The organism is Phocaeicola barnesiae DSM 18169 = JCM 13652 (assembly GCF_000374585.1).
GTDB classification, from domain to species: Bacteria; Bacteroidota; Bacteroidia; order Bacteroidales; family Bacteroidaceae; genus Phocaeicola; species Phocaeicola barnesiae.
On record NZ_KB894649.1, the window covers coordinates 123,685 to 148,676 of the forward strand.

A 24,992-nucleotide genomic window follows, 5' to 3' on the forward strand; every position below is an offset into this window, starting at 1 on the left:
TTAGAGAAACTAAAATAGGTTATCGGAATAAACCTTGTCTGCACGGAATTGTCAAATGAACAAATGCGGTAAGAAACACTACAGATGCTAACTGGTACCTATGCAATCTGTCAGCTGATTCCGCACAAGTTTAATCCTAAAATAAGAAGACTATGAAAATGACAATGAACCGCTTATTTGTGACAATGACTTTGGCTGCCTTGCTGTGCAGCGGAAACGTAATGGCCCGTAACCCTCAGAAACCGGAAAAGCGGGAACTGACTCCGGCAGAACGGATGGATGCCTCTCTGAAAAGACTGGAAGGCCGGCTGATGCTGGACGAAGAGACCGCCGCCAAGTTCGCTCCACTATATAAGGAATACCTGGAAGCGCTCCGCAACTGCCGTCCGGAATGTCCGAAAGAAAAAGGCCAGAAAGAATGTACGGACGCAGAGATAGAGAAACGTCTGGAGGAACACATCGCCTGCGAACGGAAAAGACTGGACGTACAGGAGGAATACCTGCAGAAGTTCAAAAAGATTCTGAATGCACGTCAGCTTCAGGCAGTGATGTCGCCGAAAGGAATGGAAATGAAGCATCATAAGATGAAAGGCCCACGTCCGAATTTCCCGGCTCCAGGTAACAACGGTACATGCCGGGCCAATTGCCCTGCCAATACTCCGGCACCCAATAAATAAGAAAATACCCCTATCCCTAAAACAAGCGGGGCAACCGGTTAATCCGGTTGCCCCGCTATGATTATATACACGTATAGTTTCCGTCAGGATATCAACCCAACAAGGTCTGCATATATTCCTTCATGGCAGGTACAGCCGCCTTCGCTTCTTCGTACAGACGGTACTGAGCCAATGTACGCACGTAGTTATGTTCCGGATAACGGATCTGGTAATACGTATCGCCGTTGATGTAGTCGGCCAGGAAACGGACAGCCTGCATGTACGGGAACAGAGTTACCGCATACGGCAACATCTCAATTTCTATCGGAGTCAGGAAAGAAGAAGCAGATTCCAGGTATCCCTTCACGAAAGGCTTGAATACTTCGATGTTGAAATGCACCTTGTTCAAGTCCGGTTCATCTTCGGCGCTGGTATTGGCAGCCGAACGGAGGAAATCACCGAAATCGGAGAATACGAAGCTCGGCATCACGGTATCCAGGTCGATAACGCACAATACCTCACCCTTTTCGTCGAACAGCATGTTGCTCACTTTCGTATCGCAATGACAGATACGTTTCGGCAGTTTGCCCTGACGATACAACTCTTCGGCGCAACACATCTCTTTTGCATCCTTTTCGATGGCATCTACCAGTCCCTGCACCTTTTCCAGACGACCGGCCGCATTGGCAGCAACCGCTTCGCGCAACTGCTTCAGACGGAACTCCATGTTATGGAAATCAGGAATGGTTTCGCCCAACTTTTCCGGGATATCGGCCAGCATGGCTTCGAATTCGCCGAACTTCAGACCTACCAGGTAAGATGATTCCGGAGTAACGGCTTCCAACGTCTGAGAACGAGGAATGAATACAGAAACACGCCAGTATTTTTCACCGTCGAAATAATAAGTCTTTCCTTCTTTGGTAGGGAGGAAACGCAACACCTTACGGTCAATATCTGTTTCGCCCCGTGCTTCCAGCTTCTTGCGAATATGACGGGTGACACACTCGATGTTATGCTGTAACATGTCCACATCCTGGAACACCGCATTGTTGATACACTGCAGGATATAATCCGGAGCAGCAGGGTCTTCAGTTTCAACTTTAAGTGTCTGATTGATAAGTCCGGCACCTAACGGAATAATTCGAGCAACTTTACCGATTTCAGGAAATTGTGCGACAATAGCATCTAATGCAGCCATAGTAAATTTAGTTTTTAAAGTTAATCAATCCTTTTGCCACGGGTCCTTATCATAAATCTGTTGATAATCAGTTCCGAATCCTCTGAAAGGAATAAACTGCCGGGCAAACCGTGACAAAGATATAAGAACATTTCAAGAAAAACGGCATTTTGCGCAACTTTTTCTATCATTTCCTTTGACATCCCCCCAAAAGTTTCTAGATTTGCCGCCGCTAAAAAATGAAATACATATGAAAACACTATTCTTTATCCTTTTCTGCACCTTCCTGACAGCAGGTGCCATCCATGCCAAAGACCTACAACGTCCAGACTCTGAAAACTACCTGAAAGGAGTAGAAGCGCTGAACGAAGGAGATACCGAAAAAGCATACGAATACCTGAAGGCCGAACTGGCCCAAAATCCGGAAAACGGATACGCCCATTGTTACATGGCACTTATCTGCAATTTCTCCGGAGATGTAAAACTGGCCTTTCAGGCAGTGACCCGAAGCCTGGACCTCATACCCGAAGCCGATACAGAGTTCCGCTCATTCGCCTATTATACACGAGGAATGCTGCTGAAGAATTATCAGCAATGGGAACTGGCAGAAGCAGATTTTACCGAAGCTATCCGTACGAACCCGAATGATGTAGAGAACTATACCTGCCGTGCAGAGGTCCTGTTGCAGCTCCACGAATACGAGGCAGCCCTCGACGACCTGACTACCGCACTGAAACTGGACAACAAAGCCGATGTAGCCGACCTGATGATGCAACTCATGGAAGAGGCTCCTGACGCAAGCATGATAGACCGTGTATACGCTACATACAACATGCTGGACAAACAGGAATTAGCTAACTAACACCTATATAAACAGAAACAACAGAATGAATCCACCAAAAGGGCATCCGAAAGGGCTTTATCTACTTTTCGTAACTGAAATGTGGGAACGTTTCAGTTATTACGGCATGCGTGCCTTGTTTATGCTGTACATGGTACAGGCATTGCTTTTCGACAAAGAACTGGCATCGCAAGTATACGGCAGTTACACCGGACTGGTCTATCTGACACCCCTGATTGGCGGCTACATCGCCGACCGTTACTGGGGAAACAGACGCTCCATCGTTACAGGAGCGCTCACAATGGCTGTCGGACAGTTTCTCCTGTTCCTGAGTGCCTGCTATTACCACGAAGTAGGTTTAGCCAAATACCTGATGTTCTGCGGACTCGGGCTTCTTATCCTGGGTAACGGATTCTTCAAGCCCAATATCTCTACCATGGTAGGCCGTCTGTACCGCCCCGATGACTCACGGAAGGATTCGGCCTTTACCATTTTCTACATGGGGGTAAATGTAGGTTCTACCCTCGCCCCACTTATCTGCGGACTGATAGGGAATACCGGACACCCGGAAGACTTCAAATGGGGATTTCTGGCAGCCTGCATCGGTATGCTGCTGGGCGCGGCCGTCTTCCGGATTTTCATGAACCGATACATCTGCGACCCCGACGGAAATCCGGTAGGCACAGCTCCTGCCCGTAGCAAGGAGACTACAGAAAAAGATGAAAAGAAGCCATCCAATACTGGCCGCACGGTACTGATGGTCGCTTTTACCCTGATACTCACGATTCTGTTTTCTGTCAATTGGGGACATACTTCCGACGGAGTCTTTGCCGGTTCCGACTGGATTGGCTCCCTGATTTATGCCACCGTCATCGTCATGCCGATTATCATCATTACAGACAAATCACTGACCCGGACGGAACAGGCACGCATCGGAGTCATCTACATCATAGCTTTTTTCGTCATCTTCTTCTGGTCGGCTTACGAACAGGCAGGGGCTTCCCTCACCTTCTTTGCCGACGAGCAGACTGACCGTCGTATCGGTAACTGGGAGATGCCCGCAGCTTATTTCCAGTCCTTTAACCCGATTATGATTGTTACTCTGGCTCCCGTCTTTGCCGCCATCTGGTCATTCCTGGGCAAACGAGGATGGGAACCCAGCTCCCCACGCAAACAGTCCATCGGTCTGTTACTGCTTTCACTGGGGTATCTTTACATCGCCTTCGGGGTAAAGGACATCGAACCGGGAGTAAAGGTAAGCATGGCCTGGCTGACAGGTCTCTACCTGATTCATACCATGGGCGAATTGTGTCTGGCTCCTATCGGCCTGTCACTGGTATACAAGCTCTCACCTGCCCGTTTCTCTTCGCTACTGATGGGTGTATGGTACCTCAGTACTTCGGCTGCCAACAAGTTTGCCGGATTCCTGAGCGGTTTCTATCCGGAACATGGAGTCAGCAAAAGCTGCCTGGGTTATCAGGTGGAGAATCTGTACGATTTCTTCATGCTGTTTGTCTTCATGAGCGGAGCGGCAGCCGTCATCCTGTTCCTTTTATCAGGCAAACTCCAGAAAATGATGAAGGGCATAGAATAATAACAGTAAACCAAGAAATATGAAAATAGGAAAATGGATTGGAGGGCTCGTCGGATTCATGACGATGGGGCCTCTGGGAGCCTTGGCGGGATTTGCCCTGGGTTCCCTGCTAGACAACTCGACAGATACTGTTACCGAGGACGGTACACAGGATTCCGACCCGTATGCGGGACAACGGAACAGCTTCCTGTTCTCGCTGCTGGTCATGGCTTCGTACATCATCCGGGCAGACGGACGCATCATGCACAGCGAAATGGAATTTGTGCGCCGCTTCCTGCGTGTGAATTTCGGCGAGGCAGCCGTCAGCGAAGGAGAACAGATTCTATTGAACCTGTTTGAACAACGGAAACAGATGGACAAGACCAACCCGATGGCTTTCCGGAATACCATCCACGAATGTGGAGCACAGATAGCCGCCAACCTGAGTTACGAAGAACGTATCCAGTTGCTGGATTTTCTGGTCAAAATAGCCCAAAGTGACGGTAACGTATGTACCAAAGAAATCGATGCCTTGAAAGAGGTGGCACTGGCCATGAGACTCTCGGAAAAGGAAGTGGAATCCATGCTCAACCTGCGAGGAAACTCATTGGACGAAGCCTATAAGGTTCTGGAGATTGAACCAACTGCCACAGACGAAGAAGTGCGCGCCGCTTACCGCAAACTGGCACTGAAACATCATCCGGACCGGGTAGCTACGTTGGGAGAAGATGTAAAGAAAGCCGCAGAAGCTAAATTCCAGCTGATAAACGATGCGAAAGAACGTATCTATAAGGCACGCAGTATGAAATAATTTCTGAAAGGCTTTTTCATACAGAAGGCTGTCCCGATGCATACCGGAACAGCCTTCTGTCATTTATGACGTAGTACAAATCATTTCAAAAAATTACCGGCACTATTCAAACCGGATGGAACGGGCCGGATGGATGCGGCTCACCAGGAACGACGGTCCTATCAGCATCCCTACAGCCACCAGCAAGGTAGCCAGATTCAACAGCAGATAATAGCCTATATTCAGTTCCACCGGTACCGTATTGACATAATAGGTTACCGGGTCTAACTTGAAGGGCGCAAAGAAATACTGAATCAGACAGAGCCCTACTCCAATGATGTTGCCCCACAGCATCCCTTTCCCAATCAGGAATACAGAAAACAACAGGAAAATCCGGCGGATGGAGGCATTATCTGCTCCCAAAGCTTTCAGGACACCAATCATATTGGTACGTTCCAGAATGATAATCAACAGCCCGGAAATCATCGTAAAACCGGCCACTCCCGTCATCAGAATCAGAATGACCCATACATTCGTGTCCAACAGGTTCAACCAGGCAAAAATCTGGGGATAGACTTCTTCCACCGACCGGGCACAATAAGTGGAACCGTAAGCATCCGTCCGGTCGTTAATCAATGCCCGTACACGGTCAGTCACTGCCTCCAACTGATTATAATCGGTCACTTCCAGTTCCAGTCCGCTCACCTGGTCGGATTTCCAGTTGTTCAACCGTCCCAAGGTATAGATATCAGTCACCAGGAAATAATCGTCATAATTGGAAAGATTGGTCTGATAGATGCCGGAAACAGTCAGCCGGCGGGCACGTACACCGTCTTCGATGAAATACGTATACAGCTTGTCGCCCACCTTTACACCCAACTTATCGGCAATGGAACGGGATATCAATGTCTGGTTGCTGGCTACAGAGTCCGTAAAAGCCGGAAGCGTCCCTTCCACCAGGTGTTCGGCCAGATACTTCAAATCGTACTCCTGCCCCACTCCTTTCAGGACCATCCCCTGAAAGTTATCGGCAGTCATAATCATACCCGGCTTGGAAGAAAAACGTTGCGCATGCTTTACTCCCGGAACCTGTTCCAATACATGCATCAGACTGTCATTTCCCTCAACCGGAGCCATCTGATAAAGCTGGGAGGCATCGATACTGGACAGGATGATATCCGAACCCAGTCCGACCACCTTGTCACGCACCTGATGCTTGAATCCCAGCACCACGGCTACGGATACAATCATTACAGCCAGACCTATAGCAATACCGGCCATCGCGATACGGACGGCCGGTTTCGATACTTCTTTTTTCCCTTCCCGGCTACTATAGATGCGCCGGGCCACAAAAAGTTTCCAGTTCATACATCAGTCGTCTACTCTACCCGGATAGGCTTCCAACGCTTTCCGGAGGATAAACAGGGCACGGACCAAATCTTCCTTCTTCAGGACATACGCCATACGTACCTCATTCACTCCTTTTCCCGGTGTCGTATAGAAACCGGTAGCCGGAGCCATCATCACTGTTTCGCCTTCGTAATTGAAATCGGACAGGCACCAGGCACAGAACTTCTCGCAATCATCTACCGGCAACTTGGCAACGGTATAGAAAGCTCCCATCGGAATCGGAGAATAGACACCTGGAATCCGGTTCAATCCGTCAATCAGGCATTTACGGCGTTCCACGTATTCATCGTATGTCTCGCGGGTATATTCTTCGGGCGCATCCAGCGAAGCCTCAGCAGCAATCTGTCCAATCAACGGAGGACTCAGACGCGCCTGACAGAACTTCATTACGGCTTTCCGTACTTCCTTGTTTTTGGTAATCAAGGCACCGATGCGGATACCGCATTCCGAGTAACGCTTGGAAACGGAATCAATCAACACTACATTCTGCTCGATACCCTCCAGGTGACATGCGGAAATGTACGGAGAACCGGTATAGATGAACTCACGGTATACTTCGTCAGAGAACAGGAACAGATCGTATTTCTTCACCAGATCACGAATCTGGTTCATTTCACGACGGGTATACAGATAACCGGTAGGATTGTTCGGGTTACAGATAAGGATACCTTTGGTCCGCTCGTTAATCAGCTCTTCAAATTTCTCTACCTTCGGCAAGGAGAATCCCTCTTCGATTGTGGTAGTTACTGTACGGATAATGGCGCCGGCGGAGATGGCAAAAGCCATGTAATTGGCGTATGCCGGTTCCGGAACAATGATTTCGTCTCCCGGATTCAAGCAACTCATAAAAGCGAAAAGCACTGCTTCAGAGCCACCCGTCGTAATGATGATATCGTCGGCATCCAAATGAATGTCGTACTTTTCATAATAGCCTACCAGTTTTTCGCGGTAGCTCCGATACCCCTGGCTCGGGCTGTATTCCAATACGGTACGGTTGATATTTCGAATCGCATCGAGGGCCGCTCGGGGTGTAGGAAGGTCGGGCTGACCGATATTCAGATGATAGACATGAATCCCTCTCCCTTTTGCAGCTTCTGCCAAAGGCGCCAGTTTCCGGATAGGCGACTCCGGCATTTCATTTCCTCTGATGGATATATGTGGCATAATACAAATTTATAGATTAAAACAAATTTCGAATGCAAAGATAACGGGAAAGAATATATGAAGCAACTTTTATTAAGAAAATAACCAAATCCTGCAAACTCTTAATAGAACGTAAATCTATGCCATCTCTCGCTGCATTTTAGGGATTATTCCAAAAAAAGGCGTATGTTTGTAGGGAACAACCTAACTGAAATATACATGAATCTATACTTGATTATATTTACATCGGATTCAGAGCAATTTGACCAGGACCGCACATACAGAATCCATCAGGAGCTTTTCCAAGCCCTAGAAAAACATTTTACACTACACCTTATCCCATACACAGAAGTAGAGGACATTCCGGGAAGTGCCTATAAGATGGCGTTCATCTGCAGCGGAGGTGTAGAAGCTAAAGTCATCCGGAATTTCAGCCTGCTCCCCTATCCCATCACCCTTTTGACAGACGGACTGAACAACTCCTTGGCTGCAGCCCTGGAAATTGCCGCCTGGATTCAGACCAAAGACATGCGGGTACATATCATTCATGGCGAGATAGGAGACATGGTGAAGAGTGTCCTATCCCACCATCAGGCGTTTGCAGCCAAACGGGCCATGAAGCACAACCGTATCGGCGTAGTCGGTACACCGGCTCCCTGGCTGGTAGCAAGTCATGTAGACTACCTGCTGGCAAGCCAACGCTGGGGCGTAAGCTACATAGACATCCCTACCGAAGATGTCTATAAGTATTTCAATAAAATCACCGATGACGAAATCGGAATGGATGCCTCCATCTTTGCCAACCGGGCTTCATCGTGCCAAGATGCCACTCCGGATGACCTGCTGAAAGCCATGCGGTTCTACAAAGCACTGAAGATGGTGTATCAGGAAGAACAGTTGGATGCGATAACCCTTTCCTGTTTCTCGATATTCAATGAAATCAAGACAACAGGTTGTCTGGCTCTCTCTCTGTTGAACGATGAAGGCATACCGGCCGGCTGCGAAGGCGACCTCCAGTCCATCATGAGCATGCTGATGGTGAAAAAACTGACCGGTGAGTGCTGCTTCATGGGTAACCCGACCTTCATTGACAGCCGTCAGAACGAGATTCTGCTCTCTCATTGCACCATCGCCACCCGCATGACGAAAGAATTCATCATCCGCAACCATTACGAAAGCGGAGCCAGCATCGGCCTGCAAGGCATTATGGAAAAAGGTCCGATCACCTTGTTCAAATGCGGTGGAGAATGCCTGGATGAATATTATATAAGTGGTGGAGTACTGATAGACAACTCCTCGCTGGAAAACGCCTGCCGTACCCAGTTCCGGTTGAAGCTGGATAAGCCCGTCAGCTACTTCCTGCAGAATCCTATCGGGAACCATCACATCCTGATTCCAGGAAACTATGTAGCCACCATCCAGGAGTTCATGCAGCAGAACCGCTGTAAGCTAAAAGAGTAAAGGATAGGAAGGAATGCCGGTCTTCCCCCAAGCACACCGGTCCCATTCCACTCATCCAATCGAATAAAAGCCCGGACCGATACGACTCCGGGCTTTCTTCTTGACTGTCATCCAACACCAGCGTTTTTTAAAGAACACACTTCTAAGATTCATTGAAAAAAGAGAGAGAAAGAAAAATTTTAATGTATCTTTGCACGAGGATTTATTTAAATTTAAAGAAGACATTGAATTATGATGCATAATTGGTTTGAGTGTAAAATCCGCTACGAGAAGATTGCTGAAAACGGAATGAGCAAGAAAGTAACGGAACCCTATCTGGTTGACGCACTTAGCTTTACTGAAGCTGAATCGCGTATCATTGAAGAAATTACTCCTTTCATCAGCGGAGAATTTACCGTAGCCGACATCAAACGGGCCAACTACAGTGAACTGTTCCCCTGCGAAGAAGACGCGGCAGACCGCTGGTTCAAATGCAAACTGTATTTCATCACCCTGGATGAGAAAAGCGGAGCAGAAAAGAAGACAGCGACCAACATGCTGGTCCAAGCAGCCGATTTACGGGATGCCGTGAAGAAACTGGACGAAGGGATGCAAGGCAGCATGGCCGATTACAGCATCGCCTCCATCGCAGAAACGGCCATCATGGACGTTTATCCGTATTCGGCAGAACCGGATGTAAAACCGGAATTCCCGGAAGCAGCAAACCGATAATCATCAATATATCATATAGCCACCATGGACATTCAACAAAATCTGAAAGAAGTACTCGCGGACATTCCGCAACAGGTGCGGTTGGTGGCTGTTTCCAAGTTTCATCCCAAGGAAGCGATAGAAGCAGCATATACAGCCGGACAACGTATATTCGGCGAAAGCAAGGTACAGGAACTGGAAGAGAAGTATGCCTCCTTGCCCAAAGATATCGAATGGCACTTCATCGGTCATCTACAGACCAATAAAGTGAAATACATCGCTCCATACATAGCAATGATTCATGCCGTAGATACCTACAAGCTGTTGGCCGAAATCGACCGTCAGGCAGCCAAGGCAGGCCGTACCATCTCCTGCCTGCTGGAAATACACATCGCCCAGGAAGAAAGCAAATACGGTTTCTCACTGCAGGAATGCCGTGACATGCTGGACGAAGGCAGTTGGAAAGGACTGAAAAATATCCGCATCTGCGGATTGATGGGAATGGCTACCTACACCGATGACACAGACCAGATTCGTAACGAATTCAAGACACTGCATGATTTCTTCCTCGAACTGAAACAGAAACATTTCCAGGATACGGACTCGTTCAAGGAAATTTCCATGGGAATGTCGCACGATTATCAGCTGGCCATCGAGGAAGGCAGCACACTGGTACGCATAGGAAGCAAAATATTCGGAGAACGTAACTATTAAATCAAACTATATGGCACAACTTAACACAACTTTTGCGGGACTGAAACTGAAGAACCCGATTATCGTCGGCAGTTCCGGATTGACCAACAGCGTAGAAAAGATACAGAAGCTCGAACAGGCAGGAGCCGGAGCTGTAGTATTGAAATCGGTATTCGAGGAACAGATAAACATGCAGACAGGACAGATGCATGGTTACGGTTCACCCGAAGCAGACGACTATCTGGGCGTTTACGTACGTTCACACGCATTGAACGAACACATCAGCATCATTGAAGAAGCCAAGAAAACCTGCACAATCCCTATCATCGCCAGCATCAACTGCTACAGCGACAACGAATGGGTAGATTTCGCCAGACTGATGGCACAAGCCGGAGCAGACGCTTTGGAAATCAATATTCTGGCTTTACAGACCAGCAAACATTACACTTTCGGCGCGTTCGAACAACAGCACATCGATATTCTGCGCCACATCAAGAAAGCAGTCAATATCCCGGTCATCATGAAATTGGGAAACAACCTGACTAACCCGGTTGCGCTCATCAACCAGCTTTATGCCAACGGAGCCGCAGCTGTAGTGTTGTTCAACCGATTCTATCAGCCGGATATCAACATCAAGGACCTGACATTCCGCGCAACGAATGTCATGAGCTCGCCGAACGAACTGGCTAACCGTATCCGCTGGACTGCCATTTCATCTGCCGAAGTTCCTCAAATAGACTATGCCATCTCTGGTGGAGTCCACTGCGGCAAAGGCCTTATCAAGTCCATTCTGGCAGGTGCCACAGCTGTAGAAGTCTGCAGCGCCATCTACCAATACGGCAACAAGACCATCGAGGAAATGAAAAATGAACTGACAACCTGGATGGATGAAAACGAGTACGAAACAATCGGACAGTTCAAAGGAAAGATGAACGCCGCTGCAGCCGGTGAAATCAATCCGTTCGAACGTACCCAGTTCATGAAATATTACAGCAATCACGAAGAGTAAGTCTATACAGACCAGCTCTTCTTTTTCCCTACTCTTCCGGAATGAACGGCTTTCTGTCATACAATCCCTTCATTCCGGATTTTTTTTGTGAAGAAGAAACTGTTTTCCAGGAAAAACGTTGGGAAAACCTAGAAAAAAAGTATATTTGCACAGTACATTACATTTTGTGCAATCAACAATACCGATAACATGGAAAAAAGTTTTTTAGCCTTTATAGAAAACAGCATCAAAAAGAATTGGGACATGGATGCCCTGACTGACTACAAAGGCGCAACCCTTCAATACAAAGACCTGGCCCGCAAAATTGAGAAACTGCACATCCTGCTGGCCGAAAGTGGAATCCAACCGGGCGACAAAGTGGCCTTATGCGGACGGAACAGCTCCCATTGGGGAGTGGCTTTCCTGGCTATCCTGACATACGGTGCCGTGGCTGTACCGATTCTTCATGAATTCAAGGCAGACAACGTGCATAACATCATCAATCATTCCGAAGCCCGCCTGCTCTTCGTAGGAGATGTAGTATGGGAATCACTGAATGAAGCGGCCATGCCCAACCTGGAAGGTATCATTCTGATGACAGACTTTACCCTTCAGGTATGCCGGAGTGAACGTCTGGAGTATGCACGGGAACACTTGAACGAACTGTTCGGCAAAAAATTCCCCAAGAATTTCCGGAAGGAACACGTAGCCTACCGGCGCGATGAAGCCGAAGAGCTGGCAGTCATCAACTATACCTCAGGGACCACCAGTTTCTCCAAAGGCGTCATGATTCCCTACCGGGCACTCTGGTCGAACACCCAGTTCGCCTTCGAGGTACTGAATCTGAAAGCCGGCAGCCGGGTAATCTCCATCCTGCCGATGGCCCACATGTATGGACTGGCCTTCGAATTCATCTACGAAGTCTGTGCAGGATGTCATATTTTCTTCCTGACACGTATGCCTAGCCCCAAAATCATCTTCCAGGCCTTTGCCGAAGTAAAACCGAACATCGTTATCGCTGTTCCACTCATTATCGAGAAAATTATCAAGAAGAACGTGCTTCCTACCCTGGAAACCCTGAAGATGAAAATCCTGCTCCGGGTACCTGTCATCAACGACAAAATCAAGGAGACCGTGCGCGAGCACATGGTACAGGCCTTCGGAGGTAATTTCTATGAAGTCATTGTGGGAGGAGCAGCCTTCAACCAGGACGTAGAGAAACTGCTTCGGAGCATCGATTTCCCATATACCGTAGGTTATGGTATGACCGAATGCGCTCCAATTATCTGTTACGAAGACTGGAAGTTCTTCAAGGCAGGCTCTTGCGGTAAAGCCGCTCCCCGCATGGAAGTAAAGATTGACAGCCAAGACCCGGAACACATCGTAGGAGAAATTCTGACACGGGGAGATAACGTCATGCTGGGATATTACAAGAATCCGGAAGCCACAGCACAGGTAATCGATGCTGAAGGATGGCTTCATACCGGCGACCTCGGTGTCATGGACAAAGAAGGCAATGTATTCATCAAGGGACGGAGCAAGAACATGCTGTTAGGCCCTTCCGGACAAAACATCTACCCGGAAGAAATCGAAGAGAAGCTGAGCAACATGCCTTATGTCTGTGAGAATATCGTTATCCAACAAAGCGACAACAAGCTCGTAGCGCTTATCTATCCTGATTTTGAAGAGGCTTATGCCAACGGACTTTCCCAGGCAGACATTGAAAAAGCCATGGAAGCCAACCGGATAGCCGTCAATGCAGAGCTTCCGGCATACTCGCAGATAGCCCGTGTTAAAATCTATCCGGAAGAGTTTGAAAAGACTCCGAAGAAGAGTATCAAGCGCTTCCTCTATCAAGATGTAAAATAATGACATGAAACTGAACGTACAAACAATGGCGTGGTTCCTGCTGGGTGGTTGCCTGGCAGGAATATCTCCACTACAGGCACAGAAACAGATTGGGCTGAAGAAAGGTCCGAACATCTCGCTGAATATCACCAATCCACACAAAGACCCTAAACGGACCTACCTGAACATCGGATTACTCAGCCACTTTCCCCAACTGAACGGTGTAGGAATCAATGTTATCTCCAGCACTGTACAAGGGAATGCCAACGGCTTCCAGTTATCCGGCATCACTAACATTTCCGGTCTGAATGCTTCAGGAGTTATTATCAGCAGCATAGCGAATGTCAGCGGCAAGAATCTAAACGGAGTAGCATTGAGTGGGCTGATGAACATAGGCGGAAAACGAGTCAACGGTATACAGTTGTCTGCGCTTGGAAACGTAGGAGGTGCTTCCCTGAACGGAGTAAGCGTCAGTGGACTGATTAACTTGTCCGGGAAAAATGCGGCAGGATTTCATCTGGCAGGACTTGCGAACATCAACCGCAACAACTACCAGGGAATCGCTATCGGAGGACTGATGAATGCCTGCGGTGAAGACAGCAAAGGAGTACAGGTTACGAGCTTACTGAACGTGGCAGGCAAATCCAGTAAAGGAGTACAGCTGGCAGGACTAGGGAATGTAAGTGTTACCAACCAAGGCCTACAACTGGCCTGCGCCAACTACAGTGAAAAGAACAAGGGACTTCAATTAGGTGTCGCCAATTTCAGCAACGAAGGGAAAAAGGGCCTTCAAATAGGTATTGTCAACATCAGTGCCGACAGTACGGCTCACCAATGGGGCGTTATCAACCTAAAGCCCAAGACCCGCACCCAACTGCTGATTTCCGGCGGAAACGCCAACAAAGCCAATCTTTCAGTCCGCTTCAAAAATAAATACACCTACACACAGTTAGGTGCAGGTGCCTATTATTTAGATACGAACAAAGATTTCTCATTCAGCGGATTCTATCGTGCAGGGTTATATATTTCTCTCACATCCAGACTGACACTCAATGGTGACGTGGGTTACTACCACATTGAAACGCTCGACAACAAACACGCAGGAATTCCCGCACGTATGTATGCCATCGAGCCACGTATCAGCCTGGAATATCAAGTACTGAAACGGCTGGGTATCTTTGCAGCAGGAGGCTACAACTGGACCCGGACCTACCAAGGAAACAAGTTCGAGAATAAAGGTGTATTCGAGGCCGGACTGGTCTTATTCTAAAGCCATCAGGCGTTCAGCCCGGCGGAACGAACACGGCTCAACGTTTCGGGAGTCATCTGGAGCAGCGACGCAATGTATACCAGCGGAGCTCGCTTCAGGATTTCCGGATGAAGCTGCAACAACTTGTTATAACGCTCGTGTGCCGGCTCAAAACGCAAAGTATCGGCTTTTATCTGTGACTCAATCAGTGATTCCTCAAAGAAACGGCGGTATAGAGTAGCTATCTCTATATTTTTAGCCGCCAGTCCTTCCACCAGCTTCTTAGGAATCTCCCACGCAATCGTTGGCTCTAAAGTCTCAATCATCAGACGGGTAGGTTCCTGCTTGAAATAACTTTCCAGACAAATAATGACACCACCTTCGTAACCGATATGCTCTGTCAAGTCTTTCTCATATTTATAATAAAACTGACGGGTCATCCCCTTCTCGATGTATAACATGGATACACAGACATCACCCGCATCCAACACCCGCTCCCCTTTCTTGAATTTATGGGGAGTCAGTATTTCCGCGAAAGCATGAAGCGACTCTTTACTCAAAAGGACATGGTTTTCGGCAGCAATTCGCCTCGCTGCCTCTATGTTGGTCATTGTAGTCATCATTATTTCACTTTAATCCGATCAAATCCCTCTCCAAATACACCGATAACGGCACTCTGAGAAACGAACGCATTCGGGTCAATATCTTTAATCAAGCGGAATATCGTATTCGATTCACGCTTCTTAGCCAGTACAAACATCAATTTGACGTTGTTATGCGTATAGCAACCGACTCCATCAATGAAAGTCACACCACGGTGCATATCCTTGTTGATACGCTGACCGATTTCTTCGTACTTAGAAGAGATGATGAAAAACTGTACAGACTGACGGCTGCTGTTTACCACCTGGTCGAGCATGAAACTGGAGATAATCAATACGACATAACCGTATACGACTTTCTCCCAATCCTTCAGCACCAGATAACTGGAGGTAATGATAATGACATCACAAATCAGAATCACACGTCCCAAAGAGATATCTCTGTATTTATTGACAATGGCTGCAATGATATCGGTACCACCGGTACTACCGTTGGCAGAGAAAGCGACACCGATACCGGCTCCACAGAACGATGCTCCCAAAACGCACGACATGAAAGGTTGGTTATGAATCAGCGGACCAGTTATCAGCTGTTGGATGACTGCCAGAATAAAAGTCAAGATAAATACTGCGAAAATGGTCTTCAAACAAAATTTCAGACCCAAAATCTTCAAAGCCAAGAGCAACAACGAGAAGTTGATTATCAGATACGTGTACTGTACCGGAAATCCTGTAGCCCAATAAATAATGGATGCAATACCAGGAACGGCTCCCGATGGTATATCACTCGGCAACAAGAACACGGTCCACCCGATACCATACATAATCATTCCCAATGCAATCAGCAAATAGTCTTTAATTTCTCTATAAACCTGTTTACTCTTAACAGAAAGCGTTGAACTCATGGTGCTTTAAATATTTTAAAATTGCGGTGCAAAAATAGGAAAAATTTTAATCTCTTGACCTACATCAAGGCAAAAAGGAGGATAATTATCCAAAAATTCTTTCGACACAGACTTTTTTTGTTAACAGGATGATAATTCGCAGAGAAAAGTAAGCCAGGCTCTTTTGTAATTGACACTAATTTAGTAATTTTGCCGCGAATAAGGACAAAACATCAGGCATGGCATTAGTTAACGAACATCTGTTAAGGCTTCTAGATAATTACCTGTTCACCGATATAACCAGAAAGGTAAATTCATTCAAGGTAACCCACCCGAAAGCTGAAGTTATCCATCTGGGTATCGGCGATGTTACACGTCCGATTCCTGCAGCCTGCCGCGAAGCCATGTGTAAAGCGGTCAACGATTTAGGAAAAGCCGAGACCTTCCACGGTTACGGTCCGGAACAAGGATACGATTTCCTGATTGAAGCGATTCTGAAACACGATTATGCCTCCAGAGGCGTTTCCTTATCGGCCTCGGAAATCTTTATCAGTGACGGCGCGAAGACTGATACGGGTAATCTGGGAGACATTCTCCGCCATGACAACAGCATCGGAGTGACCGACCCTATCTACCCTGCATACATAGACTCCAACGTCTCCAGCGGCCGGGCCGGCTATATCGACGAATGGGGGAAATGGAGCAATGTAGTCTACATTCCCTGCCGGATGGAAAACAATTTCATTCCTCCGATTCCAGAACAACGTATCGATATTATCTATCTCTGCTTCCCCAACAATCCGACTGGAGCCGTCCTCACCAAAAACGAGTTGAAAAACTGGGTAAACTATGCCATCAAGAACGATGCCCTTATCATTTTCGACGCTGCTTACGAAGCCTATATCCGTCAACCAGACATTCCCCACTCCATTTATGAAATAAAAGGTGCCAAGAAAGTGGCCATCGAAATCCGGAGTTTCTCGAAAACAGCCGGCTTCACCGGTGTACGTTGCGGCTACACGGTCATTCCGAAAGAAGTGACAGCCGCCACCCTCAACGGCGAACGCATTTCACTGAATAAACTGTGGCTACGACGCCAGACGACCAAATTCAACGGAGCATCGTATATTTCACAACGTGGAGCCGAAGCCGTGTATACCCCGCAAGGCCAGGAAGAGGTGAAGACAATGATTGATTATTATATGGAGAACGCCCGACTGATGAAAAAGGCTTTGGGAGGTACCGGACTGAAGGTGTTCGGTGGAGAGAATGCTCCCTACCTGTGGGTAAAGGCACCCGACGGGATGAGCTCCTGGAAATTCTTCGACAAACTGCTCTATGACGCACAAGTCGTCAGTACCCCCGGTATCGGTTTCGGTCCAAGCGGAGAAGGCTATGTCCGGTTGACCGCTTTCAACGACCGCAGGCAGTGTGAGGAAGGAATAAAGCGTATATGTCATTATTTATAAAACAAGAAGAAACAACCCCAAAAACTATTAATAAACTTTAGGTATTATGTCAAAATTAAGATTCAGAGTCGTAGAAGAGGCCTTCCACAAGAAACCCGTTGAAGTTGCTGCTCCGGCTGAACGTCCCAGCGAATATTTCGCCAAGTATGTATTCAACCGCGAAAAGATGTTCAAATACCTGCCTAGCAAGGTATACGCAAAGCTCATCGATGTTATCGACAATGGAGCTGCCCTCGACCGTAGCATCGCCGACGAAGTAGCGAACGGCATGAAGCGTTGGGCCATCGAAATGGGAGTCACTCACTATACTCACTGGTTCCAGCCACTGACAGAAGGTACTGCCGAGAAACATGATGCGTTCGTTGAACATGACGGAAAAGGAGGTATGCTGGAAGAATTCTCAGGTAAACTGCTCATCCAGCAGGAACCGGACGCTTCTTCTTTCCCGAACGGTGGTATCCGCAATACCTTCGAAGCACGCGGTTACAGTGCATGGGACCCGTCTTCTCCGGTATTTATCGTAGACGATACCCTGTGTATCCCTACCATCTTCATCGCCTATACCGGTGAATCACTCGATTATAAAGCTCCGTTGCTGAAAGCACTGAGAGCTGTCAACAAAGCGGCAGTAGATGTCTGCCAATATTTCGACCCGAATGTCAAGAAGGTCATCACCTATCTGGGCTGGGAACAGGAATACTTCCTGGTAGATGAAGGCCTGTATGCAGCACGCCCGGATCTGCTGCTGACAGGACGTACCCTGATGGGACATGAAGCTTCCAAGAACCAACAGCTGGAAGACCATTATTTCGGTGCCATCCCTACCCGTGTGGCCGCATTCATGAAGGATCTGGAAATCCAGGCATTGGAACTGGGTATTCCGGTAAAGACACGTCACAACGAAGTTGCTCCGAACCAGTTTGAACTCGCTCCGATTTACGAAGAATGTAACTTGGCTGTCGACCACAACATGCTGATTATGTCATTGATGCGAAAAATCGCTCGTAACCATGGTTTCCGCCTGTTGCTGCACGAAAAGCCGTTCAAAGGTGTAAACGGTTCCGGCAAGCACAACAACTGGTCATTGGGAACAGACACGGGGGTCCTGCTGATGGCTCCAGGTAAGACCGCTGAAGACAACCTGCGCTTCATCACCTTTGTAGTCAACACACTGACTGCTGTATACCACCACAACGGACTGCTAAAAGCTTCTATCATGAGCGCCACAAACACTCATCGTCTGGGAGCCAACGAAGCACCTCCTGCTATCATCTCTTCTTTCCTGGGAACCCAGCTGAGCAAAGTCCTCGACCACCTGGAAGAAAGCGCCAACGAAGACTTGGTTTCATTGGGAGGCAAACAAGGTATGAAACTGGACATTCCGCAAATTCCGGAACTGCTGATAGACAATACCGACCGTAACCGTACTTCTCCGTTCGCATTCACCGGAAACCGCTTTGAATTCCGTGCACCGGGTTCAGAATCCAACTGTGCAAGTGCCATGATTGCCTTGAATACAGCCATGGCAGACCAGCTGATAACCTTCAAGAAAGAGGTAGATGCACTGATTGAACAGGGAGAACCGAAGATTTCGGCCATCATCAAGATTTTGCGTAAATACATCAAGGAATGCAAACCTATCCGCTTCGACGGAAACGGTTACAGCGAAGAATGGAAACAGGAAGCTGCCCGCCGTGGTCTGGACTTCGAAACCAGCTGCCCGATTATCTTCGACAACTACCTGAAACCGGAAAGCATCAAGATATTCGAATCAACCGGCGTCATGACCCGCAAAGAGCTGGAAGCTCGTAACGAAGTGAAATGGGACATGTATACCAAAAAGATTCAGATTGAGGCCCGCGTATTGGGAGATTTGGTAATGAACCACATCGTACCGGTAGCCATCGAATATCAGACTAAACTGATTGACAATGCCTATAAGATGAAATCCTTGTTCCCGGAAGACGAGGCCAAAGCGCTTTCTGCCGAAAACCTGGCCATCATCAAACAGATTGCAGAACATACCGCATACATCAAGGAACGTGTAGATGCATTGGTTGAGGCACGTAAAGTAGCCAACAAAATCGAAAAGGAACGCGAAAAGGCCATCGCATATCATGATACCATTGCTCCGATGCTGGAACAGATCCGTTACCACATCGACAAACTGGAACTGATTGTCGACGACCAGATGTGGACTTTGCCGAAATATCGCGAACTGCTGTTCATCCGCTAATCCACTACAAAGACATCTTATTATATTACGGCTGGAGAAGTTTGTTTCTCCAGCCGTTCTTTCTTTTCAAGCAAAACTCCCCCAATCATTTTTCTCGTCGGAAACTACTATCTTCATGTGACTTACATCTGGGCTTCCCATTCAATACGAAACATCACAGGCAAGTACGGAAAATAACGGCTAAGCAGCCTCAGAAATATTTCTATGATAAACGCATAAAAATACAGCCTGCAAAACCTGCAAAAAATAGAAAAGTCCCTATCTTTGCAATATGGAATGGCTATATAATTTATTCTTCGAGCAATCGGCCCTACAAGCTGTCGTTATCTTGTCATTGATTACAGCCATCGGGCTAGCCCTGGGGAAGATCCATGTATGTGGTATCTCGCTGGGAGTAACTTTCGTTTTCTTCATGGGTATCCTGGCCGGACATCTGGGATTCTCCGTCAATCCGCAAATCGTTTCGTATGCAGAAAGTTTCGGATTGGTTTTATTTGTCTACGCATTGGGTCTGCAGGTAGGCCCCGGTTTCTTCAGCTCTTTCCAGAAAGGAGGGTATCAACTCAACCTGCTCAGCCTGGGCGTCATTCTATTGGGTACATTCATGACCGTAGGCCTCTGCATGGTAACCCCTGTCTCTCTACCCGATATGGTAGGAATCCTATGTGGAGCGACAACCAACACTCCCGCACTGGGTGCTGCCCAACAGACGCTGAAGCAGTTGGGAGAACCGACCAGTGGAGCGGCATTAAGCTGTGCGGTAACTTATCCGCTAGGCGTATTGGGAGTCATCCTCGCCATTATCCTTCTCCGGAAGTTCTTTGTACGTAAGGTAGATTTGGAAGAACGCGAACACGAAGATCCTAAACACACCTATATCGCAACGTTCCAGGTACATAACCCGGCTGTATTCAACATGAGCGTTCAAGATATAGCAAAACTGTGTCATTCAAAGTTTGTCATCTCTCGTTTGTGGCATAATGGAACCGTGAGTATTCCAACTTCGGATACGATTGTAAGAGAAAATGACCGTCTTCTGGTCATCACCACCGAAAAAGATGCTCCAAGTTTGACTATCCTGTTCGGTGAACAGGAAAACCGGGATTGGAACAAGGAGGACATCGACTGGAACGCCATAGACAGCCAACTCATTTCCAAACACATCATTATCTCCCGTCCGGAAATCAATGGAAAGAAGTTGGGTTCTCTCCGCCTGCGGAACACCTACGGCATCAATATCAGCCGTGTACTCCGTAGCGGTGTGCAACTGCTTGCCACTCCCGGACTGGTTCTACAGTTGGGTGACCGACTGACAGTTGTAGGAGAAGCTGCCGCTATCCATAACGTAGAAAAGGTATTGGGCAACACCGTCAAAACCTTGAAAGACCCGAACCTGGCTTCCATTTTCACAGGAATTGTATTGGGACTGATAGTCGGTTCCATTCCGATAGCAGTACCGGGAGTCAGCTCACCGGTCAAACTCGGTCTGGCAGGAGGTCCTATCGTTGTAGGTATCCTGATTGGAGCCTATGGTCCGCGCTTCCACCTGCTGACCTACACTACACGGAGCGCCAGCCTGATGCTGCGAGGCATCGGTCTCTCTCTGTACCTGGCTTGTCTGGGGCTGGATGCAGGCGGACATTTCTTCGAAACGGTCATGCGGCCGGAAGGAGCGCTGTGGGTAGGCCTCGGCTTCCTGATTACCTTCATACCGGTATTCATCATGGCACTGGTAGCAATGCGACTCTGCCACCTGGACTTCGGAAACACTTGCGGTATGTTATGCGGAAGTATGGCCAATCCGATGGCGTTGAACTATGCCAACGACATCATTCCAAACGACAATCCCGCTGTCAGTTATGCCACCGTTTACCCGCTGGGCATGTTCCTGCGAGTAATCATCGCCCAACTGATTCTGATGCTGTTCCTCTGATATTACTGTAACCTCTAACTGACATAATATAATGAAAATCTACAAACAGATAACCACCGAAATGATTGAGCAGGACCTCCGATACCTGGAACTGCTTTCACATAAATTTCCGACCATAGCGGCTGCCAGTACCGAAATTATCAACCTGGAAGCCATTCTGAACCTTCCTAAAGGAACCGAACACTTTCTGGCTGACTTGCACGGAGAATACGAGGCCTTCCAGCATGTGCTCCGTAACGCTTCAGGTGCCATCAAGCGGAAAGTCAACGAGCTATTCGGGAACACCCTGCGTGAAGCTGAAAAAAAGGAAATCTGTACCTTAATCTACTATCCGGAACAGAAACTGCAACTGGTAAAAGAGAAGGAAACCGACCTGATAGATTGGTATGTCATTACGTTGAACCAACTGGTAAGGGTATGTCAGAACGTCTCTTCCAAATATACCCGTTCGAAGGTACGCAAGGCATTGCCCGCCGAATTTTCCTACATCATCCAGGAGTTGCTCCACGAAAGCAGCATGGACCCGAACAAAGAGGCTTATATCAATGTCATCATCAGCACCATTATCGATACACACCGCGCCGATGATTTCATCATAGCCTTGTGTAACCTGATACAACGACTCACCATCGATTCCCTGCACATTTTAGGAGATATATTCGACCGTGGTCCCGGCCCGCACATCATCATGGATACCCTTTGTGACTACCACAATTTCGATATCCAATGGGGTAACCATGATATTCTTTGGATGGGTGCCGCTGCCGGAAATGACTGCTGCATCGCCAACGCCCTTCGTCTGGCCATGCGATACGGAAATCTGGCAGCCCTGGAAGATGGCTATGGTATTAACCTGCTCCCGTTGGCCACCTTTGCCATGGAGGCTTACGCCGACGACCCCTGCGAATTCTTCGGTCCTAAAACAGACCCACAGAACAACCCATACAACAATAAGACGTTGCGTCTGATGGGACAGATGCACAAGGCCATCAGTATCATCCAGTTCAAACTGGAAGCTGACATCATCCGCCGCCGTCCGGAATTCCACATGGAAGACCGCCTGCTTCTGCATCACATTGATTTTGAAAAGAAGAAATTTATCTTAGACGGCCAAGAATACGAAATGCGAGACTGCTTCTTCCCGACCATTGACCCTGCAGATCCGTATCGACTGACAGAAGAAGAAGCCGAAATCGTACAGAAGCTACATTATTCATTTACCCGGAGCGAAAAACTGCGGAAACACATGAAATGTCTGTTCCGCTATGGCTGTATGTTCAATGTCTGCAACTCGAACCTGCTGTTCCATGCCTCCATGCCACTGAACGAAGACGGAACACTGAAAGAAGTGGAAATTCTGGGTAGGAAATACAAAGGCAAGGAATTGCTGAACCGCACGGGACAGCTTATCCGTACCGCCTATTTCGCCGAAGAGGACAATGATGAAAAAGCCTTTGCTCTCGATTACATCTGGTATCTCTGGTGCGGAAAAGACTCTCCAGCCTTCGACAAGAGCAAGATGGCCACATTCGAGCGCTATTTCCTGGTCGACAAGAGTACACATAAAGAAGTAAAAGGAGCCTATTATACGCTGAGAGATCGTGAAGACATCTGCGACATGATTCTGGATGAATTCGGAGTGGAAGGCGAACACCGGCATATCATCAACGGACACGTACCGGTTAAAGCCGTAAAAGGTGAAAAGCCTATCAAGGCTAACGGCAAACTGATGGTTATCGACGGCGGATTCTCCCGGGCTTATCAGCCGGAAACCGGTATTGCCGGCTACACACTGGTCTACCATTCCCGGGGGTTCCAGTTGGTACAGCACGAGCCTTTTACATCGACCCAGAAAGCCATTGAGGAAGGTCAGGATATCAAATCTACCACTCAAATTGTCGAACTGAGCAGCAAGCGTATGATGGTAAAGGACACAGATAAAGGACGTGAACTGTCCATTCAGATAGAAGACCTGAAAAAGCTGTTAGTGGCCTATCGTACCGGCATCATCAAGGAAAAAGCCTCCTGAGAATATTCCTCAGGAACAAAAATAGAAATCCTCCTAGCGTATTCCGTAACAGAACACGTTGGGAGGATTCTTCTTATATTCTATAATACCTGGATGGGAAGTAATTACACCAGTTTGTTGGTCTCCTTGTCCGGGAAAATGACTGACGGCTTAAACTGTTTGGCCTCCTCGAAATCCATCAGGGCATAGGACATGATGATAACTACATCGCCTACCTGCACTTTACGGGCGGCCGCACCATTCAGGCAGATACATCCGCTACCGCGTTCTCCTTTAATGATGTAAGTTTCAAAACGTTCCCCGTTGTTGTTGTCGACAATCTGTACCTTTTCACCGGCAATCATGTTGGCTGCGTCCAACAAATCCTCATCGATGGTAATACTACCCATGTAATTCAGATTGGCTTCGGTTACGGTCACACAATGAATTTTCGATTTCAACACTTCTATCATCATGGCCATTACTCCTTATATTTAATGTTGTCAATCAGACGCACTTCGCCACAGAATACCGTGATACAGCCTACAATATACGAGCTGTCATCCCACGACGCAACAGTCTGCAACGTCGTACCGTCTACGATTTCAAAATATTCCAGACGCAATCCTTCAGAAGCAGCTATCCGTTCCTCTACATAAAGTTTCGTTTCTGCCAATGAATGTGTCTTTGCATAATCTACGCTCTCAAACAAAGTCTTCGAAATCTGCAAAGCCTGTCCACGCTGCTCCTCACTCAGGCGTGCATTGCGGCTGCTCAATGCCAGACCATCAGATTCACGCACGATCGGACAACCTACTATCTGCAAGTCAAAAGGATATTTCCGAACCATCTCACGGATAATGGCCAACTGCTGGAAGTCCTTTTCACCGAAATAAGCACGGGTAGGCTCCACAATCAGAAACAGTTTGCTTACAATCTGACAAACGCCGTTGAAATGTCCCGGACGGTATTTGCCTTCCATTACTGTATCCAACGGTGCATAACTGAATGTACGTGTATCCGGTTCCGGATAAATTTCTTCCACCGAAGGAGCAAATACATAAGTCGCCCCACAGGATTCCAACAATTCGCAGTCGGCATCCAAGGTACGAGGATATTTCAATAAATCATTCTTGTCATTGAACTGAGTAGGATTTACAAAATCACTTACAACGACTACATCATTTTCAGCTACAGCACGTTTCACCAACGAAGCATGACCTGCATGTAAAGCGCCCATAGTAGGGACAAGTCCAATCGTCTTTCCCTCTTTCCGACATACTTCCAAAGCAGCACGGAGTTCACCAATTGTTTGAATTAACTTCATTTGATATCTTTGTT

The 24,992-nt window shown here is 47.7% G+C and carries 21 protein-coding genes; 14 read left to right on the forward strand and 7 right to left on the reverse strand.

Annotation, left to right across the window (positions count from 1 at the left end; translation table 11 throughout):
* The first annotated feature begins 152 nt into the window (after nt 1-152).
* Nucleotides 153-677, forward strand: a complete 525-nt coding sequence (locus C510_RS16905; protein ID WP_018710951.1) for a hypothetical protein — start codon at nt 153-155, stop codon at nt 675-677.
* A gap of 91 nt (nt 678-768) precedes the next feature.
* Here C510_RS16905 and C510_RS0108670 read toward each other — a convergent pair whose 3' ends face one another.
* Entirely contained in the window at nt 769-1,854 is a 1,086-nt protein-coding gene (locus C510_RS0108670; protein ID WP_018710952.1) for a phosphotransferase enzyme family protein, read from the reverse strand.
* Nucleotides 1,855-2,083: 229 nt separating this feature from the next.
* On the opposite strand from C510_RS0108670, the gene C510_RS0108680 reads away from it, so the two are divergent.
* The 3 genes from C510_RS0108680 to C510_RS0108690 are packed head-to-tail and all read left to right on the forward strand — an operon-like array spanning nt 2,084 to nt 5,058.
* The gene (locus C510_RS0108680) at nt 2,084-2,695 is read left to right on the forward strand and encodes a tetratricopeptide repeat protein (RefSeq protein WP_018710954.1); all 612 of its coding nucleotides are present in this window, start codon (nt 2,084-2,086) and stop codon (nt 2,693-2,695) included.
* 25 nt (nt 2,696-2,720) lie between these two features.
* Nucleotides 2,721-4,268, forward strand: coding sequence for a peptide MFS transporter (locus C510_RS0108685; protein ID WP_022339263.1), 1,548 nt, complete (start codon nt 2,721-2,723; stop codon nt 4,266-4,268).
* A 19-nt stretch (nt 4,269-4,287) separates the two neighbouring features.
* Nucleotides 4,288-5,058 carry a DnaJ domain-containing protein gene (locus C510_RS0108690; RefSeq protein WP_018710956.1) on the forward strand — a complete coding sequence of 257 codons (771 nt, stop codon included), beginning with the start codon at nt 4,288-4,290 and terminating at the stop codon, nt 5,056-5,058.
* Between the two features lie 102 nt (nt 5,059-5,160).
* On the opposite strand, the gene C510_RS0108695 is transcribed toward C510_RS0108690, so the two are convergent.
* Together C510_RS0108695 and C510_RS0108700 are read right to left on the reverse strand one after the other, a co-directional pair.
* On the reverse strand, nt 5,161-6,405 hold the full coding sequence (locus C510_RS0108695; protein WP_018710957.1) for an ABC transporter permease: 1,245 nt from the start codon (nt 6,403-6,405) through the stop codon (nt 5,161-5,163).
* Between the two features lie 3 nt (nt 6,406-6,408).
* Nucleotides 6,409-7,611, reverse strand: a complete 1,203-nt coding sequence (locus C510_RS0108700) for a pyridoxal phosphate-dependent aminotransferase (protein ID WP_022339260.1) — start codon at nt 7,609-7,611, stop codon at nt 6,409-6,411.
* A gap of 198 nt (nt 7,612-7,809) precedes the next feature.
* Here C510_RS0108700 and C510_RS0108705 point away from each other — a divergent pair, with 198 nt between their 5' ends.
* The 6 genes from C510_RS0108705 (at nt 7,810) to C510_RS0108735 (ending at nt 14,540) form a co-directional block, all read left to right on the forward strand.
* Nucleotides 7,810-9,051, forward strand: coding sequence for a fucose isomerase (locus C510_RS0108705; protein WP_025892380.1), 1,242 nt, complete (start codon nt 7,810-7,812; stop codon nt 9,049-9,051).
* Between the two features lie 228 nt (nt 9,052-9,279).
* Nucleotides 9,280-9,762: a DUF4494 domain-containing protein gene (locus tag C510_RS0108715; RefSeq protein ID WP_025892381.1), complete on the forward strand. Its 483-nt coding sequence runs from the start codon at nt 9,280-9,282 to the stop codon at nt 9,760-9,762.
* A 24-nt stretch (nt 9,763-9,786) separates the two neighbouring features.
* Entirely contained in the window at nt 9,787-10,455 is a 669-nt protein-coding gene (locus tag C510_RS0108720; protein ID WP_018710962.1) for a YggS family pyridoxal phosphate-dependent enzyme, read from the forward strand.
* 10 nt (nt 10,456-10,465) lie between these two features.
* Nucleotides 10,466-11,443, forward strand: coding sequence for a dihydroorotate dehydrogenase-like protein (locus tag C510_RS0108725; RefSeq protein WP_018710963.1), 978 nt, complete (start codon nt 10,466-10,468; stop codon nt 11,441-11,443).
* A gap of 189 nt (nt 11,444-11,632) precedes the next feature.
* Nucleotides 11,633-13,291, forward strand: a complete 1,659-nt coding sequence (locus C510_RS0108730; RefSeq protein WP_018710964.1) for an AMP-binding protein — start codon at nt 11,633-11,635, stop codon at nt 13,289-13,291.
* A gap of 4 nt (nt 13,292-13,295) precedes the next feature.
* Nucleotides 13,296-14,540: an LA_2272 family surface repeat-containing protein gene (locus tag C510_RS0108735; protein WP_018710965.1), complete on the forward strand. Its 1,245-nt coding sequence runs from the start codon at nt 13,296-13,298 to the stop codon at nt 14,538-14,540.
* 5 nt (nt 14,541-14,545) lie between these two features.
* Here C510_RS0108735 and C510_RS0108740 read toward each other — a convergent pair whose 3' ends face one another.
* Complete coding sequence (locus tag C510_RS0108740) at nt 14,546-15,142, reverse strand: Crp/Fnr family transcriptional regulator (protein WP_018710966.1); 597 nt, start codon at nt 15,140-15,142, stop codon at nt 14,546-14,548.
* Nucleotides 15,142-16,026, reverse strand: a complete 885-nt coding sequence (locus C510_RS0108745) for a YitT family protein (RefSeq protein ID WP_022339254.1) — start codon at nt 16,024-16,026, stop codon at nt 15,142-15,144. Before C510_RS0108745 ends, C510_RS0108740 begins: the two co-directional genes overlap by 1 nt.
* 218 nt (nt 16,027-16,244) lie before the next feature.
* On the opposite strand from C510_RS0108745, the gene C510_RS0108750 reads away from it, so the two are divergent.
* The 4 genes from C510_RS0108750 (at nt 16,245) to C510_RS0108765 (ending at nt 23,672) form a co-directional block, all read left to right on the forward strand.
* Complete coding sequence (locus C510_RS0108750) at nt 16,245-17,474, forward strand: LL-diaminopimelate aminotransferase (RefSeq protein ID WP_018710968.1); 1,230 nt, start codon at nt 16,245-16,247, stop codon at nt 17,472-17,474.
* Between the two features lie 46 nt (nt 17,475-17,520).
* Nucleotides 17,521-19,710, forward strand: a complete 2,190-nt coding sequence (locus tag C510_RS0108755; protein WP_018710969.1) for a glutamine synthetase III family protein — start codon at nt 17,521-17,523, stop codon at nt 19,708-19,710.
* Nucleotides 19,711-19,981: 271 nt separating this feature from the next.
* Complete coding sequence (locus tag C510_RS0108760; RefSeq protein WP_018710970.1) at nt 19,982-21,643, forward strand: putative transporter; 1,662 nt, start codon at nt 19,982-19,984, stop codon at nt 21,641-21,643.
* A 31-nt stretch (nt 21,644-21,674) separates the two neighbouring features.
* On the forward strand, nt 21,675-23,672 hold the full coding sequence (locus C510_RS0108765; protein WP_018710971.1) for a fructose-bisphosphatase class III: 1,998 nt from the start codon (nt 21,675-21,677) through the stop codon (nt 23,670-23,672).
* Nucleotides 23,673-23,776: 104 nt separating this feature from the next.
* Here C510_RS0108765 and panD read toward each other — a convergent pair whose 3' ends face one another.
* Both panD and panC read right to left on the reverse strand, forming a co-directional pair.
* Nucleotides 23,777-24,127, reverse strand: a complete 351-nt coding sequence (gene panD / locus C510_RS0108770; RefSeq protein ID WP_025892383.1) for an aspartate 1-decarboxylase — start codon at nt 24,125-24,127, stop codon at nt 23,777-23,779.
* A 5-nt stretch (nt 24,128-24,132) separates the two neighbouring features.
* Nucleotides 24,133-24,978 (reverse strand): pantoate--beta-alanine ligase, encoded by an 846-nt coding sequence (panC, locus tag C510_RS0108775; protein ID WP_018710973.1) that lies wholly within the window; start codon nt 24,976-24,978, stop codon nt 24,133-24,135.
* Between the last annotated feature and the right edge of the window lie 14 nt (nt 24,979-24,992).

What these genes read in the sequence shown, in the direction of transcription:
- C510_RS0108720 (WP_018710962.1), top strand. Translation starts at nt 9,787, where the DNA reads ATGGACATTCAACAAAATCTGAAAGAAGTACTCGCGGACATTCCGCAA.
- C510_RS0108725 (WP_018710963.1), top strand. Translation starts at nt 10,466, where the DNA reads ATGGCACAACTTAACACAACTTTTGCGGGACTGAAACTGAAGAACCCG.
- C510_RS0108705 (WP_025892380.1), top strand. Translation starts at nt 7,810, where the DNA reads ATGAATCTATACTTGATTATATTTACATCGGATTCAGAGCAATTTGAC.
- C510_RS16905 (WP_018710951.1), top strand. Translation starts at nt 153, where the DNA reads ATGAAAATGACAATGAACCGCTTATTTGTGACAATGACTTTGGCTGCC.
- panC (WP_018710973.1), bottom strand. Translation starts at nt 24,978, where the DNA reads ATGAAGTTAATTCAAACAATTGGTGAACTCCGTGCTGCTTTGGAAGTA.
- C510_RS0108765 (WP_018710971.1), top strand. Translation starts at nt 21,675, where the DNA reads ATGAAAATCTACAAACAGATAACCACCGAAATGATTGAGCAGGACCTC.
- C510_RS0108735 (WP_018710965.1), top strand. Translation starts at nt 13,296, where the DNA reads ATGAAACTGAACGTACAAACAATGGCGTGGTTCCTGCTGGGTGGTTGC.
- C510_RS0108755 (WP_018710969.1), top strand. Translation starts at nt 17,521, where the DNA reads ATGTCAAAATTAAGATTCAGAGTCGTAGAAGAGGCCTTCCACAAGAAA.
- C510_RS0108700 (WP_022339260.1), bottom strand. Translation starts at nt 7,611, where the DNA reads ATGCCACATATATCCATCAGAGGAAATGAAATGCCGGAGTCGCCTATC.
- C510_RS0108695 (WP_018710957.1), bottom strand. Translation starts at nt 6,405, where the DNA reads ATGAACTGGAAACTTTTTGTGGCCCGGCGCATCTATAGTAGCCGGGAA.
- C510_RS0108730 (WP_018710964.1), top strand. Translation starts at nt 11,633, where the DNA reads ATGGAAAAAAGTTTTTTAGCCTTTATAGAAAACAGCATCAAAAAGAAT.
- panD (WP_025892383.1), bottom strand. Translation starts at nt 24,127, where the DNA reads ATGATGATAGAAGTGTTGAAATCGAAAATTCATTGTGTGACCGTAACC.
- C510_RS0108760 (WP_018710970.1), top strand. Translation starts at nt 19,982, where the DNA reads ATGGAATGGCTATATAATTTATTCTTCGAGCAATCGGCCCTACAAGCT.
- C510_RS0108685 (WP_022339263.1), top strand. Translation starts at nt 2,721, where the DNA reads ATGAATCCACCAAAAGGGCATCCGAAAGGGCTTTATCTACTTTTCGTA.
- C510_RS0108680 (WP_018710954.1), top strand. Translation starts at nt 2,084, where the DNA reads ATGAAAACACTATTCTTTATCCTTTTCTGCACCTTCCTGACAGCAGGT.
- C510_RS0108670 (WP_018710952.1), bottom strand. Translation starts at nt 1,854, where the DNA reads ATGGCTGCATTAGATGCTATTGTCGCACAATTTCCTGAAATCGGTAAA.
- C510_RS0108740 (WP_018710966.1), bottom strand. Translation starts at nt 15,142, where the DNA reads ATGATGACTACAATGACCAACATAGAGGCAGCGAGGCGAATTGCTGCC.
- C510_RS0108750 (WP_018710968.1), top strand. Translation starts at nt 16,245, where the DNA reads ATGGCATTAGTTAACGAACATCTGTTAAGGCTTCTAGATAATTACCTG.
- C510_RS0108690 (WP_018710956.1), top strand. Translation starts at nt 4,288, where the DNA reads ATGAAAATAGGAAAATGGATTGGAGGGCTCGTCGGATTCATGACGATG.
- C510_RS0108745 (WP_022339254.1), bottom strand. Translation starts at nt 16,026, where the DNA reads ATGAGTTCAACGCTTTCTGTTAAGAGTAAACAGGTTTATAGAGAAATT.